We start from the raw sequence: 17,109 nt of genomic DNA on the forward strand, positions 1-17,109 counted from the left end.
CGGGCCGATGATCGGCTTCTCGCCGGACTCCATGGAGTCCCCACACTTCCTTGCGATCTTGTGAGGCCTCCGCGGCACTTCGACACAGCGGACCTCGTTACCATGCGTGGACGCACTGAGCGACAACGACCGACGGCATCAGACGACGAGGGACGGACGAGCGCGTGACGGAGGCGGCAGACTTCCAGGGGATGACTTCTCCTGCCCGCCGGTGGTTGCGGCGCACAGCCTCCATGATCGCCGGCGCACCGCTCGTGGCCGGGCTCCTCATCGGGCCGGCCGCCGCCTCGGCGCACGCCGACGAGGACGCCACCGGCTCGAACATGGTGGATGTGTCCATCGACACCATGACGCCGACCGCCCCCGGACCGAACGACAAGATCACCATCTCCGGCACGGTCACCAATGAGGGCAAGCAGACCGTCACGGACGCCGAGATCGGCGTGCGGATCGGGCCGCAGCTCGAAGGCAGGAACGCCATCGACCGCGCCGCCGAGCGGACCGGCTTCATCGACGGCGCCGACGGCTCCCGTGTCGATGCGAAATTCGCGGCGAAGCTCCCCAAGCTCGTCTCCGGCATCAGCCGGGAGTTCTCGCTCACCGTCCCCGTCAGCGAGCTGAACCTCGACGACGACGGCGTCTATCAGCTCGGCGTGGCCCTCGAGGGCCGGACCCCCGACGAGCCCTTCGATCAGGTGCGGGGCATCGAGCGGACCTTCCTGCCCTGGCAGCCGGAGGCCACCGAGAAGAAGACGCAGCTCACCTACCTCTGGCCGCTGATCTCGTCGACACACCTGACGTCGGAAACGGGATCGGACGAGCAGCAGACGCCTGTCTTCGAGGATGAGGCGCTGGCCAAGGAGCTCGCACCCGAGGGACGGCTCGGGCAGCTCGTCAGCCTCGGTAGTGAACTGCCCGTCACCTGGGTCATCGATCCGGATCTTCTGGCCACCGTCGATGCGATGACCAGGAACTACCGGGTCAAGAGCGGCACCACCACGGTCGCCGGCAAGAACCAGGCCGTCGCCAAGCAGTGGCTGAACGCGGTGGAGGCGGCCGTCCAGGGGCGCAAGGTCATCGCGCTGCCGTTCGCGGATCCCGATCTCGCTTCGCTGGCCCACCGCGGCAAGAACGTCTCCGGCTCCCTCAGCCACCTTCAGCCGGCCACCGTGGTCGCGGAGAAGACCGTCGAGACGATCGTCCATGTGAAGCCGTCCGTCGACTTCGCCTGGCCCGTCGACGGAGCGATCGATTCGTCGATCGTGGACGTCGCCACCTCTGCCGGTGCCCACAAGGTCATCGCCCGCAGCGACAGCCTGCGCGACGATCTGGCATACACGCCCACGGCGGCACGGCCCATCGGTGGCGGCACCACGGCGGTGGTGGCCGACGCACGGCTCTCCAAGGCCTTCGAGGGCAACATGCTGGACTCCGGCAACTCCACGCTCGCGGTCCAGAAGTTCCTCGCCCAGACGCTGGCCGTGACCCGCCAGGATCCGGACAACCAACGAAGCATCGTCGTCGCCCCGCAGCGCAGGCCGACCGCCTCACAGGCGCAGTCCATGGCTCGCGCGATCGCGGCCCTCGACGGTCAGCGCTGGACCCAGCCGCTGGACCTGGTCGCGGCGGCGGGCGTCAAGCCGGACGCCGACGCGACGACGAAGGTGCCCGCCACGTCGCGGTACCCCGGACAGCTCCGGGAGCAGGAACTACCGGTCCGGGCGTTCGAGGACATCCGCACCACCCAGAGCGCACTCGACAACTTCACGGTCATTCTGACGCTCGAGGACCGGGTGGCGGCCCCCTTCGGCAGGTCCATCGACCGGGAGATGTCCACCTCCTGGAGAGGGCTCGCCGATGAGGCCCAGCTCTATCGCGACAGCGTGCGGAGCAACCTCCAGGTGCTCACCGAGCAGGTGAAGCTCATCGAGAAGTCGCAGGTCACACTGTCGGGGCGCAGTGCGACCATTCCCGTCACCGTGCAGAACCGCCTGGTCCAGGGCATCGACGGCCTGGTCCTGCGGCTCAGCTCGGACAACGCCACCCGTCTGAGCCTCGACGGCGACAACGCCATCGCCGAGCGGCCGATCAAGGTCGAGGGCGGGCACAGCCAGTCGGTGAAGTTCGACGCCGCCGCCAACGCGAACGGCCCGGTGAAGATGACGGCGCAGCTCTACACCGAGGACGGCAAGCCGTACGGCGAGAAGATGCAGTTCACGGTGAAGGTCTCCGAGATCACCCCCACTGTGATGCTCGTCATCGCCGGCGGTGTTCTGCTGCTGGTCCTCGCCGGAGTCCGCATGTACAGCCAGCGCAAGCGGTCGGCCTCCCAGGCGCCGATCGCCGAGAATGGCGACTACCCCGACGGCGGGGACGGCGGCGACGCCGGTTCCGCGAGTGCGGAGCCCACGCCTGACGGCGGTGACGCACCGGACGAGCCCACGGGGCCCCAGGGCGACATCGCCGACCCGGATCCCGGGCAGGCGAGTGACCCGGCGCCGGACACCGGACGGGAAAGCGACAACCCGTCCAGTACGGGTGAGAAAGTGGACCGTTGAGCGATGTCGTGGCCGGTCGGCCGGGGACGATGAGGTGGGGTAGCAATGAACGCGCCGTACGACGGTGACCGCGGTCAGGGCGCGGGCGTGGACCCGGCAGGCCAGGTCCCGCCGCCCCCCGCGCCCGACCCCTATGCGCAGGATCCGTACGTCCAGGAGGCGTACGACCGCGACCCCTACCGGGAGCAGGATCTGTCCGCCCAGGACCCCGTGTCCGAGGCGCTGTACGACCGTGCCTCCCACCCGCCGCCGCCTCCCGGTACCTACCAGGAACCGCAGCCGCTGTACCACCAGCCGCAGGCGCCGGAGCACGCTCCCGACCCCCGAGTCTGGGCGCAGACCCCGCCGCCCGAGCCCGGTGGGGCGTCGCGGCTTCTGCCCTATGGCGACGACGCCAGGACGACCCAGTACACGGGCGTCGACGACCTGGTGACCCACGCGGGCCAGGAGGAGCAGGAGAACGACGCGTTCGCGCACCTCTTCCGTGACCAGGAGAGCTCGGGGCAGACCGCTCCGGCCCCCGAACCGGTGCCGGCAGCGCCCGCACCCGCCAAGTCGGCCGGCCGGGCCGGCAGCCTGCTGAAGTCCAGCGCCGTGATGGCCGCGGGCACGATCGTCTCTCGGCTCACGGGCTTCCTGCGGACCCTGGTGATGGCCGCGGCGATCGGCGTCGGCACCCTCAACGACTCCTACCAGGTCGCCAACGTCCTGCCGACGATGATCTACGTCCTCGTCGGCGGCGGCGCCCTCAACGCCGTGTTCATCCCCCAGCTCGTCCGGGCCATGAAGAACGACGACGACGGGGGTGAGGCGTATGCCAACCGCCTCCTCACGCTCGTGGTCGTCCTGCTGGCGGGCGTCACCGCCGTCTGTGTCCTGGCGGCGCCGCTGCTGGTCCGGATGATGTCGGCGGAGATCGCCTCCGACCCGCAGCGGATGGAGGTCACAGTCACCTTCGCCCGCTACTGCCTGCCGACCATGTTCTTCATGGGCCTGCATGTGGTGCTCGGGCAGATCCTCAACGCCCGCGGCCGCTTCGGCGCGATGATGTGGACCCCGGTCCTGAACAACATCGTCATCATCGTCACCTTCGGCGCCTTCATCTGGGCGTTCGGCAGCTTCACCGAGTCCGGTGTCAGCGGCTCCACCATCACCCCCGAAGGCGTCCGCCTGCTGGGCCTCGGCACTCTGCTCGGGCTCACCGTCCAGGCGCTCGCGATGATCCCGTACCTGCGGGACGCGGGCTTCAAGATGCGGCTGCGCTTCGACTGGCGCGGGCACGGCCTGGGCAAGGCCGTGGGGCTCGCCAAGTGGACCTTCTTCTTCGTCCTCGCCAACCAGCTGGGCATGATCGTGGTCACCCAGCTGGCCACCTGGGCCGGCTCGATCGCCGAAGAGGACAACTACACCGGCACCGGCATCACCGCCTACAACTACGCGCTGCTGCTCTGGCAGATGCCGCAGGCCATCATCACCGTGTCCGTGATGACGGCGGTGCTGCCCCGGATCTCCCGCTCCGCCCACGACGGCGACCCCGCCGCGGTGCGCGACGACATCTCGTACGGACTGCGCACCTCTGCCGTCGCGATCGTCCCCTGCGCCTTCGCCTTCGTCGCCCTGGGCGTACCGATGGCGACGCTGCTCTACGCCGGATCCGGCTCGGAGGGCGCTCTCGGCATCGGCTACACGCTGATGGCGTTCGGTCTGGGCCTCATCCCGTACTCGGTGCAGTACGTCGTGCTCCGCGGTTTCTACGCCTACGAGGACACCCGGACCCCGTTCTACAACACGGTCATCGTCGCGCTCGTCAACGCCGCCGCCTCCGGAATCGCGTTCGTGGTGCTGCCCGCCCGCTGGGCAGTCGTCGGTATGGCCGCGTCCTACGGCCTCGCGTACATGGTCGGTGTGGGCATCGCCTGGCGGCGGCTCAAGAAGCGCCTCGGCGGCGATCTGGACGGCACCCGCGTCATGCGTACCTATGCCCGTCTCTGCATGGCATCCGTGCCCGCTGCGGCCGCGGCAGGCGCTACCGCCTACGGCATCATCCAGCTCCTGGGCATCAGTGCCGGAGGCTCGTTGATCGCGCTGGTGGCCGGTGGTGCGGTGCTGCTGGGCGTCTTCTTCCTGGCCGCGAAGCGGATGCGCATCGAGGAGCTCAATTCCATGGTCGGCATGGTGCGCGGACGCCTCGGCCGCTAGTCGGACAGCGGGCTCGCACAACCATCGTCAGCCGCCGTGTGTCGTGCATAGCGGCGGACTGTGGGCACAATTGGCATGGCTGTTGGTTATGCGCAACGGAATGGGGAGGCAGGAACGACGGTGGCGGAACGTAGCACGGCCGCCGTCGACGTGGCTGACAACAGCGGAGATGATCCGCTGTCCGCGCAGGCGGGGAAGGCCACGAGCGACGGGGCGGCTGAAACCGAGGACACGGCGAAGAAGTCCGCGCCGGACGCAGGCAGCGACGGGCAGGGCACCGAGCCCACCATCGCCACGCCTGAGCTGCACAGTGGCCACAAGCTCGCCAGACGCTACCGGCTCGAGGAGTGCGTCACCCGTCTGGACGGTTTCAGCAGCTGGCGTGCGGTCGACGAAAAACTGCGCCGCGCCGTCGGAGTCCACCTGCTGCCCGCGGATCATCCCCGGGCCCGATCCGTCCTCGCCGCAGCCCGTTCATCGGCGCTGCTCGGCGATCCCCGCTTCGTGCAGGTGCTGGACGCCGTCGAGGAGAACGACCTCGTCTACGTCGTCCATGAATGGATTCCGGACGCGACAGAGCTCACCGCCCTGCTCGCCATGGGGCCCATGGAACCGCATGACGCCTATCAGCTCGTCGACCAACTCTCCCAAGCCATGGCCGCGGCACATCGCGAAGGGCTCGCGCATCTCAAGCTGACCCCCGGCGCGGTCCTGCGGAGCTCGACCGGGCAGTACCGCATCCGCGGCCTCGCGGTGAACGCCGCCCTCCGAGGGATCACCGCGGAGCGCCCTCAGCGCACCGACACCGAAGCGATCGGCGCTCTGCTCTACGCCGCACTGACGCAGCGCTGGCCGTACGAGAGCGATGCGTACGGGCTCTCCGGACTGCCCAAGGGCGTCGGTCTGGTCGCGCCCGACCAGGTGCGGGCAGGGGTGCACCGTGGGCTCTCGGAGCTCGCCATGCGCGCTCTGATCAATGACGGCGCCACGGCTTCCCGCCAGGAGCCGCCGTGCACGACGCCTGACGAGCTCGCGAAGGCCGTCGCCGCGATGCCCCGCATCCGCCCGCCCGAGCCGTCGTTCACCGCGACCCCCGACTATCAGCAGACGACGTACCAGCAGGGCTCTTACGGCCGTCCGGCCAACCACGGCGGGTCGGCTGCCCCGCAGCCCGTGCCTGTCCCGCCGGCACCGCTCGAAAGCCGTACGGGCCGGGTCCTCAAGTGGGGCGTGGCCGCCCTGCTGATCGCGGCGCTGGGGCTCGGCAGCTGGCAGATCGCGGACAAGCTGATCGACAAGGACAAGGGCTCGGGCAACACCCAGACGAACCCCGGCGAGGGTGACGACGACAAGGTGAAGGCGCCTCAGCCGCTGGAGATCAAGGACGCGTCGGAGTTCGTGCCGAGCACCTCCGGCGGCATACAGGAGGCGGACGCACCCAACGCCGTCGACGGCAGGCCCGACACCGCGTGGATCACACCGCGATACGACGGCGCCGCGAACTTCGGCAATCTCGACTACCGCCGCCAGGGCAGCGGGATCATCGTCGACCTGGGCAAGGTCCAGGAGGTCGTCGGCATCGAGGTCGTCATGTACCGCAGCGGTCAGAAGGTCGAGGTCCTCGCCGCCGGTGAGGACGCCTCCGACCCCACGTCGCTCGGGGACTTCTCCGAACGTCTCACTGCTCTGGAGAAGGCGGGGAAGGACGTGAAGGCCACGCTCGACAAGCCGACAAGTACGCGCTACGTGCTGGTCCGCATCACCGAACTGGCGCCGGACAGCTCCCCGTCCTCCTTCCGGGGCGGCATCTCGGAGATCAAGCTCCTCGGACACTGAGCGGCCCGGTCGGGTGCAGCAGCGTCCGCCGGCTGTGGCCGGACAAGCGATGTCGAAGCCGGGCCGGTACCCCTGGGGACCGGCCCGGCTCTATGCTCTTCATCTCCCTGACCTTGGCGACGCGAATCGTGATAGACAGTCCGAGCCACGACCGAGCGTGACCACAGGCAGGGTGGTACCGGACAGAGGGTGGAGGCCGTGACGACTGGGGCGTCCAACTCACTCAGTGACTCGGAGCTGCTGGCCCGCCATGTCGGGGGCGACCCCGAGGCTTTTGGAGAGCTCGTACGCCGGCACCGCGACCGGCTTTGGGCGGTGGCCCTGCGCACCCTGGGAGACCGGGAGGAAGCCGCGGACGCCGTACAGGACGCACTCGTGTCCGCCTTCCGTGCAGCACACACCTTCCGCGGCCAGTCTGCTGTCACCACGTGGCTTCACCGCATCACGGTGAATGCCTGTCTCGACCGGGCACGCAAGGCTGCTTCCCGCAAGACATCGCCCGTCGACGACACGGAGCGCCTGGAACAGCTCCTTGAGCCCCATGAGTCTGCGGAAGCGCCCGCAGAACGTCAGGATCTCCACCGCGAGCTCCTGGCGGCGCTCGCGAAGCTTCCTGTCGATCAGCGTGCTGCTCTGGTGCTGGTCGATATGCAGGGCTACCCGGTCGCGGAGGCCGCCCGTGTCCTCGATGTGCCGACCGGCACCGTGAAGAGCCGATGCGCTCGGGGGAGGGCACGACTGCTGCCCATGCTCACCCATCTGCGCGCAGATGCCGGGGATAGCGATGAATCCAACGAGGGAAGGAACCGGACGCCAGGGAAATCCGTCCCACCGGCGTCGGGACTTAGGGATGCAGGGAAGACAACCGACCCTGCTGCTGTGAAGGGCGGAGGTGGGCGCGCATGACATCCACGGCCGACATGACCCAGCACCCGGACGTCTCAGAGATCTCCGATCTCACGGAAGGCCTGCTGAGCCCGTCTCGCAGTGCCGATCTGCGACAGCACCTGGACGGCTGTGAGCTGTGTGCCGATGTGCACGCCTCTCTCGAAGAAATCCGCGAAACGCTCGGCACGCTCCCCGGTCCCGTACGGATGCCCACTGACATCGCGGGCCGCATCGATGCGGCGCTGGCCGCCGAGGCGCTTCTGGACTCCACAGCGCCGGACGAGCACGAGCATGTTTCACGTGAAACAACGCCCGCAGCCCGCTCGCAGGAAACCCGCCCGAGCGAGCGCCCGGCGGGGCACGCCCGTGGCACCACCGGTCCCGGCCGCACCCGGCAGGGACGGCGCCGCCGCACCGCTGTGCTCGGCGCCATCGTCAGCGTGGCCGCGGTCGGCGTGAGTGTGCTGCTCCTGCAGACGATGTCGCCGGGAGGTGCCGGCGACGCCGGAGCATCCAAGGAGGAGACCGGCGTCAGCTCTGCTGCCAGCGATGGCCGGGACTTCGCAGCCATGAACCTCAAGCGCCAGGTCCAGGATCTGGTGGCCGCCGCACCCACCCTCGACACAAAGATCGACAAGAGTGAGTCGTTCGGCTCTGCGGACAGCGCGCCTCCGCCCAACACCCGGAAGGGCGGCGCAGTGGCAGCACCGTCGTGCGTCCAGAAGGGGACAGGGCGGACCGAGCCGCCGATCGCCGTCGAGCAGGGCGTGTACAAGGGCGACAACGCGTACCTCGTGGTGCTCCCGCATGTCTCTGACACCCAGCAGGTTCAGGCCTACGTGATTGACGCGTCCTGTGTGGACATCGCTCCCGCTTCCACGGGAAAACTCCTACTGACGAGCACGTACCCTCGCCACTGACGCGCCCCACGGTGCCGTGCGGCCATCCTGGGAATGCCAGCCCCTTAGGATCCGTTGGGTGGGGTGAGAGTCATTGACCCGGCCCAGTAGGCAGTAGGCAGTCCGCAGAGACGAGGAAAAACGCCGTGAGCGACGTCCGCAACGTGATCATCATTGGCTCTGGCCCGGCCGGTTACACGGCAGCCCTGTACACCGCCCGCGCATCGCTGCAGCCGCTGGTGTTCGAGGGTGCCGTCACCGCCGGTGGTGCACTGATGAACACGACCGATGTGGAGAACTTCCCCGGCTTCCGCGACGGCATCATGGGCCCGGACCTGATGGACAACATGCGCGCCCAGGCCGAACGGTTCGGCGCCGAGCTGGTCCCGGACGACATCGTCAACGTCGACCTCACGGGCGACATCAAGACCGTCACCGACACCGCCGGCACCGTCCACCGTGCGAAGGCCGTCATCGTCACGACCGGCTCGCAGCACCGCAAGCTCGGTCTGCCGAACGAGGACGCGCTGTCCGGTCGCGGCGTCTCCTGGTGTGCGACCTGTGACGGGTTCTTCTTCAAGGGTCAGGACATCGCCGTGATCGGCGGCGGTGATACTGCCATGGAGGAGGCGACCTTCCTCTCCCGGTTCGCCAAGTCCGTCACCATCGTCCACCGCCGTGACACTCTGCGTGCCTCCAAGGCCATGCAGGACCGCGCCTTCGCCGACCCCAAGATCTCCTTCGCCTGGGACAGCGAGATCGCGCAGATCCACGGGGACCAGAAGCTCTCCGGCCTGACCCTGCGCAACACCAAGTCGGGCGAGACCTCTGAGCTTGCGGTGACCGGACTGTTCATCGCCGTGGGCCACGACCCCCGGACGGAACTCTTCAAGGGCCAGCTCGACCTGGACGACGAGGGCTACCTGAAGGTCGCGGCTCCGTCGACGCGGACCAACCTCACGGGCGTGTTCGGTGCCGGCGATGTCGTGGACCACACCTACCGCCAGGCCATCACCGCTGCCGGCACCGGCTGTTCCGCCGCTCTCGACGCCGAGCGCTACCTCGCGGCACTCGCCGACAGCGAGCAGGTCTCCGAGCCGGAGAAGACCCCCGCGGTCTGACCCTGAACCATCTCCCCCTTCACCCCGCAGAACTAAGGAGGTCGCCGTGGCCGGCGCCCTGAAGAACGTTACCGACGACTCCTTCGAAGAGGACGTCCTCAAGAGCGACAAGCCCGTACTCGTGGACTTCTGGGCCGCGTGGTGCGGACCGTGCCGCCAGATCGCGCCGTCCCTCGAAGCGATCGCTGCCGAGCACGGAGACAAGATCGAGATCGTCAAGCTGAACATCGACGAGAACCCCGCGACTGCTGCCAAGTACGGCGTCATGTCCATCCCGACGCTGAACGTGTACCAGAACGGTGAGGTCGCCAAGACCATCGTCGGTGCCAAGCCGAAGGCCGCGATCGTTCGCGACCTGGAGACCTTCATCGCCGAGTAGCGGCGAGTCGTCACGGCGACGATGTTTCACGTGAAACACGAATGGGCTCATCCCTCTCCGGGATGAGCCCATTGTCGTGGGAGGCGATCACAGGGGCCGCAGCGCCGGCTCCTTCTGGACCGCGCCGAGGAGACGATCGAGAGCGAGCTCTACGTCTTCCTTCCACGACAGCGTGGTCCTCAGTTCCAGCCTCAGCCTCGGGTTCGTCGGATGCGGCCGCACCGTCTTGAAGCCCACGGCCAGCAAGTGGTCCGCCGGTAGGACGCAGGCGGGTTCCTTCCACCGCGCGTCGCCGAAAGCCTCGATGGCACGGAAGCCCCGCCTCAGCAGATCCTTGGCCACCGTCTGCACGATGACCCTGCCAAGACCCTGGCCCTGATAGCCAGGATTGATCCAGGCCGTCATCAGCTGGACAGCGTCGGCCGAGACCGGACTCGTGGGGAACGCGATGGATCGGGGCACGTACGCCGGTGGCGCGTAGAGAACGAACCCCACCGGCACGTCGTCGACGTAGACCACGCGGCCGCAGCTGCCCCATTCGAGCAGGACCGCCGAGATCCAGGCTTCCTTCTCCAGCTCCGGCGTGCCCGCCTTTACTGCCGCTTCTCCGCTGACCGGATCAAGTTCCCAGAAGACGCACGCTCGGCATCGCTTGGGTAGGTCCGAAAGGTTGTCCAGCGTGAGGGGTACGAGCCGACGCCCCATGAAGGCTGTTCCTCGCTTCCTTCTCCGGCCGCATGACGAGCGGCCGCCAGCGCGCTCCGTTCATGGAGCAGGCTGCTGATGAAGCCTCCTACTGCTCCCAGGCCCAGGCCTGCGGTGACCAGTTGGCTACGGCTAACCGTTCGCACGGTCCCTCGCCCTCCTCTGAGGTGGATCAAGGTGGATGCGCCTATACCAGAACGCATCGTATCCACCTGTTCCTGACATCGGTACCGCCAGATGGCAAAGGGCGGGCCGTGTCCGGTCAAACACCCGGGCACGGCCCGCCCTTCAGGGGACCGAGGAAAGCCTCAGACCTCTTCGTCCTGCTCCGAATCCTCGGTGAGGCCCTTCTCCAGGACTCGTCCCTCGCCCGGGGCGAGGGTGCCGAGGATGCGCTCCAGATCGTCTATCGAAGCGAACTCGACGACGATCTTTCCCTTCTTCTGCCCCAGGTCGACCTTCACTCGGGTCTCGAAGCGGTCGGAGAGCCGGGAGGCCAGGTCGGTGAGCGCCGGCGAAAGGCGGGCTCCCGCTCGCGGACTCTTCGGCTTGGCCGCGCTCTTCGGGTTCGAGTTGATCAGCGTCACGATCTCCTCGACCGCGCGCACCGACAACCCCTCGGCCACGATGCGGTGGGCGAGGCGGTCCTGCTCGTCGGAGTCATCCACCGACAGCAGCGCCCGTGCATGACCGGCCGAGAGAACGCCGGCAGCGACCCTGCGCTGAACGGGCGGCGACAGCCGCAGCAGACGCAGCGTGTTCGACACCTGCGGACGGGACCGGCCGATCCGGTCCGCCAGCTGATCGTGCGTGCAGTTGAAGTCCTTGAGCAGCTGGTCGTAGGCAGCAGCCTCTTCCAGCGGATTCAGCTGCGCACGGTGCAGGTTCTCCAGAAGCGCGTCCAGCAGAAGCTTCTCGTCGTCCGTGTGCCGGACGATCGCGGGGATCCGCTCAAGACCGGCCTCACGGCAGGCCCGCCAGCGGCGCTCGCCCATGATGAGCTCGTACCGCTCGGTTCCCAGCTGACGTACGACCACCGGCTGGAGAAGCCCGACCTCCTTGATGGAGGTGACCAGCTCCGCCAGGGCGTCCTCGTCGAAGACCTCACGAGGCTGACGCGGGTTGGGCGTGATCGCGTCGAGAGGCAGCTCGGCGAAGTGCGCGCTGAGCGACTCCTCGGGCTCCGCCGCAGCTTCCGGCTCCGGCGCGGGCATCGTCGCATCGGGCGCGACGGCGGCCGAGGGCAGCGTTGCCACCTTGGCGGCAGCCACACCCCGCTCTGCGGTCAGTACCGGACCTGCCCCCGGAGAGCTCGATGCCCCGCTGGGCGGCACCTGCTTCTCCTGGGGAGCGGCAGGGATCAGCGCACCGAGCCCACGCCCCAATCCTCTACGTCGCTCACTCACTGGATGCCCTCCGAGATGTTCTGCTGGCTGTTCTGGCCGCCCAGCTGGGCGTGCTGCGGGTCGTACTGGACACCGACACCGCGGAGTGCGATCTCACGAGCTGCTTCCAGATACGACAGGGAACCACTGGAACCCGGATCGTAGGTCAGCACCGTCTGTCCGTAGCTCGGGGCCTCCGAGATACGCACCGAGCGGGGGATGCTCGTCCGCAACACCTCCTCACCGAAGTGACTCCGAACCTCGTCCGCCACCTGGGAGGCAAGGCGGGTTCGGCCGTCGTACATGGTGAGGAGAATCGTCGACACATGCAGCGCGGGGTTCAGATGCCCGCGTACAAGATCCACGTTTCTCAGCAACTGCCCCAGGCCCTCCAGCGCGTAGTACTCGCACTGGATGGGGATGAGCACCTCCGCACCGGCCACCAGCGCGTTGACGGTCAGGAGACCGAGCGAGGGCGGGCAGTCGATGAGGATGTAGTCCAGTGGCTGCTCATAGGCCTGGATGGCCCGCTGCAGTCGGCTCTCCCGCGCCACCAGCGATACCAACTCGATCTCCGCACCGGCGAGATCGATGGTGGCTGGGGCGCAGAAGAGACCTTCGACGTCCGGAACGGGCTGGACCACCTCGGAGAGCGGCTTGCTCTCCACCAGGACGTCATAGATGGAGGGGACTTCGGCGTGGTGGTCGATCCCCAGCGCCGTAGAGGCGTTGCCCTGTGGATCCAGGTCGACCACCAGGACGCGCGCGCCGTGCAGCGCGAGCGAGGCAGCGAGGTTGACCGTGGTGGTGGTCTTCCCTACGCCGCCCTTCTGGTTGGCGACGACCATGACGCGTGTCTGGTCAGGTCGGGGCAGACCTTCACCGGCACGCCCCAGCGCCTCCACGGCCAGCTGAGCAGCTCGACCGATGGGGGTGTCGTCCATGGGGGGCGGTGTTTCACGTGAAACATCGTCCCCCGGCGACTCGGTACGGGGACCGGGGACCGGATCGGTCATCGGTCCCGCGATGTTGGCGTCGGACCGCAAGGATTCACTCTCCTCGACTTCAGACTCGCGATGAACAGAGCCTGCCATGCTTTCGGGGTCGTGAACCAGCGAGGCCCGTGGTTCTGTGGAGGAATCCACCTCTGTGGACATCTCCCTAGCCCTTACGAGGGGCGCACGGTTCCGAATCGGGGCGGCTGCTCGGCCGCGGCTGATGATTCCCTGCAGCAGTGAGCGACGTTTCACGTGAAACACGATGCACGCGCTGCAGGACTACATCCGCACGACACTCCGAAATGCGTACGTATGGAAGCTTGTATGGAGCATCGCTCATAGACAGCACGGACGGGACAGAAAGGGACGGCGAGGCCCCGACAGCGGGATCACAGCACGGGGATCAGCGTCGTCGCCGGGTGCGGCTGGTGCGGGCGGCCTTCGCGCGCTTGGCCGCAAACCGCACACCGCCGGGGCTCTCCCCGACCTCCACCCGCACCACGGTCGAGAGCGGATCGACATAGCCCTCGCCGACCTGCAGCACTGAGGTCTCGACGACGCCGAGCTTGCTCAGCGCCGCCCGTGCCCCCTGAATCTCTTCCTCGGCGGTGTCGCCCTTGAGCGCCAGCATCTCCCCGTAGGGACGCAGCAGAGGGACTCCCCAGCCGGCCAGCCGGTCAAGCGGAGCCACAGCGCGTGCCGTCACCACATGGACGGGAGGCAGCGACCCCAGGACCTCCTCGGCCCGGCCCCGCACCACGGTCACATGGTCGAGCCCCAGCAGCTCGACCACTTCCTGGAGAAAGTTCGTCCTGCGCAGCAGCGGTTCCAGGAGCGTGATCTTCAGATCCGGGCGCACCAGTGCGAGCGGGATACCAGGGAGCCCTGCTCCGGAGCCGACATCGCAGACCGTGACGTTCTCCGGCACCACCTCGGAGAGCACAGCGCAGTTCAGCAGGTGCCGCTCCCACAGCCGCGGCACCTCGCGCGGACCGATCAGGCCTCGCTTCACGCCGGCGTCCGCGAGCAGCTCCGCATAGCGCACGGCTTCCGGGAAGAAGTCGCCGAATACCGCCCGCGCTTCCTCAGGAGCCTGAGGAAGCTCTGCTGCCTCCGTCACGGGGACCGTCCTTCCGTACCGCACTGCCGCAATGTGGACCGTGGTGGCTGACTATCAGGCTGACAAAGATCGGCCCCGCCTGCGAAACAGACGGGGCCGAGGAAACGATGGTGGTCAGGCAGGGAGGACGACGACGAAGCGCTGCGGCTCCTCGCCCTCGGACTCGCTGCGCAGACCCGCGGCCGCGACCGCGTCATGCACGACCTTGCGCTCGAAGGGTGTCATCGGGTCGAGCTTGACCGGCTCGCCGGAGCTCTTCACCTCATCGGCTGCCTTGGCACCGAGCTCGGCGAGCTCGGTGCGCTTCCTGGCCCGGAAGCCCGCGATGTCCAGCATCAGCCGGCTGCGGTCACCGGTCTCACGGTGCACGGCGAGCCGGGTCAGCTCCTGGAGGGCTTCCAGGACCTCCCCGTCACGGCCGACGAGCTTCTGCAGGTCCCGGCTGCTCGAGTCACTGATGATCGACACTGCGGCCCGGTCGGCCTCGACGTCCATGTCGATGTCGCCGTCGAGGTCGGCGATGTCGAGCAGACCCTCAAGGTAGTCGGCGGCGATCTCCCCTTCCTGCTCGAGGCGGGTCAGGGTGTCGCCACTGTCTACGGCAGCGGGGATGGTGCCTTCCGTCACGGATGGACTCCTTCTTGCTTACTTCTTGGACGACGGGTGCTTGGGCCGCTGCTGGCCTTTGCGCTGTCCGGACTTGGGCTGCTGGCGCGCGGAACCGGCGGGAGACTTGCCGGCCGAGTTCGGCTTGGCGTCCTCCGGAGCGTTCTTCTCCAGAGAGGGCTTGGCCGGCGCGTCGTCATCCGCGCTCTTGGTCGTACCCGCCTGGGCGGCGGCGGACGAGCGCTTCGCCTTGGTCTGCCGCTTGGGCTGCTGGCGCCGCTGGGCACCGGCGCCCTCCGCCTCGACCGCGGCGGCGTCGCTCTTGGTCACCGTGCCGTCCGCCTGAGCCGCAAAGCCCGCCTTGGCCAGACCGGTGATGAACTTGCGCTCGTTGTCGTTGCGGTCCGTGCCCTTGGCGACGATGGCCTGGATGACGGACCGCTTGCGGCGCGACTTCACCTCGCCCGACGTGGTGACGCTCTTCAGCACACGCTCCAGGTACTGGTCCTGAGCCTTGCTGCCGGGGGTGGGGTTCTGGTTGATCACGAACATCTGCTGGCCCATGGTCCACACGTTGGTGGTCAGCCAGTAGACGAGAACACCGACGGGGAAGTTGATGCCGGTCACGGCGAAGATGACCGGGAAGATGTACATCAGCATCTTCTGCTGCTGCATGTACGGGGTCTTCACCGTCAGGTCGACGTTCTTCTGCATCAGCTGGCGCTGCGTGTAGAACTGCGACGCCGACATCATCACGATCATGATCGCGGTGACGATCCGGACGTCCGTCAGGGAGGCGTTCAGCGCCTCGACCTTGTCGGGGCTGTCCATGAACTTGGCGGCGATCGGGGCGCCGAAGATGTGGGCCTGCCGGGCGCTGTCGACCAGATTCTGGTTGAGAGCGCCGATCTGGTCACCCGAGGCGATCTTGCTGAGTACGTGGTAGAGCGCGAAGAAGAACGGCGACTGCGCCAGGATGGGAAGGCACGAGGAGAGCGGGTTCGTGCCCGTCTCCTTGTACAGCTTCATCATCTCTTCGGACTGACGCTGCTTGTCGTTCTTGTAGCGCTCCTGGATCGCCTTCATCTTGGGCTGGAGCGCCTGCATGTTCCGCGTCGCCTTGATCTGCTTGACGAACAGCGGGATCAGACAGATCCGGATCAGGACCACCAGCGACACGATCGACAGTCCCCAGGCCCAGCCCGTATCCGGGCCGAACATCGCCCCGTAGAGACTGTGGAACTGGACGATGACCCACGAAACAGGCGTGGTGATAAAAGTGAAGAGACTGGCAATCGTGTCCACTAATCAGGCTCCTTGAGCATTGGGCGAGGTCTCTGCGGCCGGACTCGGAAGGTCGGTGGCCGACCCTCCGGCAGACGCATCAGCGGCGGATTGCCCGCCCTTGCTGCCGCGCAAGGCATCACGCAGCATTTCGTGCCACCGCGGACGCTTGCGTGGCGGCACATGGTCCACACCACCCGGCGACCACGGATTGCACCGCAGGATGCGCCAGGCGGTCAGTGCTGTGCCCTTGATCGCACCGTGACGGTCTATGGCCGTGTATCCGTAGTGCGAACACGACGGGTAGTACCTGCAGACGGGCCCCAGCATGGGGCTGATCGTCCACTGATACAGCTTGATCAGGGCCAGCAGCGGGTACTTCATCGCGCGCCCCCTCCCAGCAACCGCTCGAGAGCGGCGTCCAGGTCTCGGGCCAGCTGTGCTTGGTCGGCGTCACCCGCGCCGGGCAGCGCCCGTACGACCACCAGGCTACCGGGGGGCAGCTCGGCGAGACGATCGCGCATCAGGTGCCGCAGTCGACGCTTGACCTTGTTGCGTACGACCGCTCCGCCCACTGCCTTGCTCACGACGAAACCCGCACACGTCGGGGGAGCGATCTCCCCCGTCGCGTGCGGGTCCGTGGCACCGCTGCGTAGATGGACGACGAGGAGCGGGCGACCGGCCCGGCGTCCTCGGCGTACCGCGGTCGCGAAGTCCTCGCGCCGCCTCAGCCGATTCTCGGTAGGCAGCACGTCATGACCTGTAAGTGATCAGGCGGACAGGCTGGCGCGACCCTTGCCACGGCGAGACGCGAGAATCGCGCGGCCGGCACGGGTACGCATGCGCAGACGGAAGCCGTGGGTCTTGGCACGACGACGGTTGTTCGGCTGGAAGGTGCGCTTGCTCACTCGGGGGCTCCAGTTAAAGATCGTGGATGGCGGGACATCGCCTGGCTGTCACCGTGCGCCCACGAGTAGCTCGCAATACGCCCGAGTGCACCGCTTCACGATCACAGACCGTGATCTTTGCCCATCGGAGGCAGGCGGCAGCAGCCATCGACAACTCGACCTGGTCACGGTACGCGCGGCTACGCCATCCGGTCAAACCGGCCCCGGGGCGGCCCACACTGTG

General features: G+C 67.7%; 16 protein-coding genes. 7 read left to right on the forward strand and 9 right to left on the reverse strand.

The features are described 5' to 3' along the window. The first annotated feature begins 164 nt into the window (after positions 1–164). The 7 genes from ACFWU3_RS13355 (at position 165) to trxA (ending at position 9,880) form a co-directional block, all read left to right on the forward strand. Positions 165–2,558: a DUF6049 family protein gene (locus ACFWU3_RS13355; RefSeq protein WP_384435556.1), complete on the forward strand. Its 2,394-nt coding sequence runs from the start codon at positions 165–167 to the stop codon at positions 2,556–2,558. A gap of 45 nt (positions 2,559–2,603) precedes the next feature. Further along, complete coding sequence (murJ, locus tag ACFWU3_RS13360) at positions 2,604–4,757, forward strand: murein biosynthesis integral membrane protein MurJ (protein ID WP_384435558.1); 2,154 nt, start codon at positions 2,604–2,606, stop codon at positions 4,755–4,757. A 120-nt stretch (positions 4,758–4,877) separates the two neighbouring features. Continuing rightward, entirely contained in the window at positions 4,878–6,593 is a 1,716-nt protein-coding gene (locus tag ACFWU3_RS13365) for a protein kinase family protein (protein WP_384435561.1), read from the forward strand. 189 nt (positions 6,594–6,782) lie between these two features. Next, complete coding sequence (gene sigM, locus ACFWU3_RS13370) at positions 6,783–7,499, forward strand: RNA polymerase sigma factor SigM (RefSeq protein WP_384435564.1); 717 nt, start codon at positions 6,783–6,785, stop codon at positions 7,497–7,499. Further along, positions 7,496–8,401, forward strand: a complete 906-nt coding sequence (locus ACFWU3_RS13375; RefSeq protein ID WP_384435567.1) for an anti-sigma factor family protein — start codon at positions 7,496–7,498, stop codon at positions 8,399–8,401. The genes sigM and ACFWU3_RS13375 overlap by 4 nt, the downstream gene beginning before the upstream one ends. 125 nt (positions 8,402–8,526) lie before the next feature. Continuing rightward, positions 8,527–9,501 carry a thioredoxin-disulfide reductase gene (gene trxB, locus ACFWU3_RS13380; RefSeq protein WP_384435570.1) on the forward strand — a complete coding sequence of 325 codons (975 nt, stop codon included), beginning with the start codon at positions 8,527–8,529 and terminating at the stop codon, positions 9,499–9,501. Positions 9,502–9,547: 46 nt separating this feature from the next. Continuing rightward, the gene (trxA, locus tag ACFWU3_RS13385) at positions 9,548–9,880 is read left to right on the forward strand and encodes a thioredoxin (protein ID WP_384435573.1); all 333 of its coding nucleotides are present in this window, start codon (positions 9,548–9,550) and stop codon (positions 9,878–9,880) included. An 87-nt stretch (positions 9,881–9,967) separates the two neighbouring features. Here the strand turns inward: trxA and ACFWU3_RS13390 are convergent, their stop codons facing one another. The 9 genes from ACFWU3_RS13390 to rpmH all read right to left on the reverse strand — a co-directional run bounded on the left by ACFWU3_RS13390 (position 9,968) and on the right by rpmH (position 16,886). Then, complete coding sequence (locus tag ACFWU3_RS13390) at positions 9,968–10,585, reverse strand: GNAT family N-acetyltransferase (protein WP_384435577.1); 618 nt, start codon at positions 10,583–10,585, stop codon at positions 9,968–9,970. A gap of 308 nt (positions 10,586–10,893) precedes the next feature. Next, positions 10,894–11,991 (reverse strand): ParB/RepB/Spo0J family partition protein, encoded by a 1,098-nt coding sequence (locus tag ACFWU3_RS13395; protein ID WP_384435580.1) that lies wholly within the window; start codon positions 11,989–11,991, stop codon positions 10,894–10,896. Beyond that, positions 11,988–13,064 (reverse strand): ParA family protein, encoded by a 1,077-nt coding sequence (locus ACFWU3_RS13400; RefSeq protein WP_313945315.1) that lies wholly within the window; start codon positions 13,062–13,064, stop codon positions 11,988–11,990. Before ACFWU3_RS13400 ends, ACFWU3_RS13395 begins: the two co-directional genes overlap by 4 nt. 307 nt (positions 13,065–13,371) lie before the next feature. After that, on the reverse strand, positions 13,372–14,088 hold the full coding sequence (rsmG, locus tag ACFWU3_RS13405) for a 16S rRNA (guanine(527)-N(7))-methyltransferase RsmG (RefSeq protein ID WP_384435583.1): 717 nt from the start codon (positions 14,086–14,088) through the stop codon (positions 13,372–13,374). A 114-nt stretch (positions 14,089–14,202) separates the two neighbouring features. Continuing rightward, on the reverse strand, positions 14,203–14,715 hold the full coding sequence (locus ACFWU3_RS13410; RefSeq protein WP_365937854.1) for a R3H domain-containing nucleic acid-binding protein: 513 nt from the start codon (positions 14,713–14,715) through the stop codon (positions 14,203–14,205). Between the two features lie 18 nt (positions 14,716–14,733). Next, the gene (gene yidC, locus ACFWU3_RS13415) at positions 14,734–15,999 is read right to left on the reverse strand and encodes a membrane protein insertase YidC (protein ID WP_384435587.1); all 1,266 of its coding nucleotides are present in this window, start codon (positions 15,997–15,999) and stop codon (positions 14,734–14,736) included. Positions 16,000–16,002: 3 nt separating this feature from the next. Further along, entirely contained in the window at positions 16,003–16,362 is a 360-nt protein-coding gene (gene yidD / locus ACFWU3_RS13420) for a membrane protein insertion efficiency factor YidD (RefSeq protein WP_384435590.1), read from the reverse strand. Beyond that, positions 16,359–16,730 (reverse strand): ribonuclease P protein component, encoded by a 372-nt coding sequence (gene rnpA, locus ACFWU3_RS13425; RefSeq protein WP_384435593.1) that lies wholly within the window; start codon positions 16,728–16,730, stop codon positions 16,359–16,361. The genes yidD and rnpA overlap by 4 nt, the downstream gene beginning before the upstream one ends. An 18-nt stretch (positions 16,731–16,748) precedes the next feature. Further along, positions 16,749–16,886 carry a 50S ribosomal protein L34 gene (rpmH, locus tag ACFWU3_RS13430; RefSeq protein ID WP_010985740.1) on the reverse strand — a complete coding sequence of 46 codons (138 nt, stop codon included), beginning with the start codon at positions 16,884–16,886 and terminating at the stop codon, positions 16,749–16,751. Between the last annotated feature and the right edge of the window lie 223 nt (positions 16,887–17,109).

Origin of the sequence: Streptomyces sp. NPDC058685, assembly GCF_042714725.1 — a bacterium.
Lineage (GTDB): Bacteria > Actinomycetota > Actinomycetes > Streptomycetales > Streptomycetaceae > Streptomyces.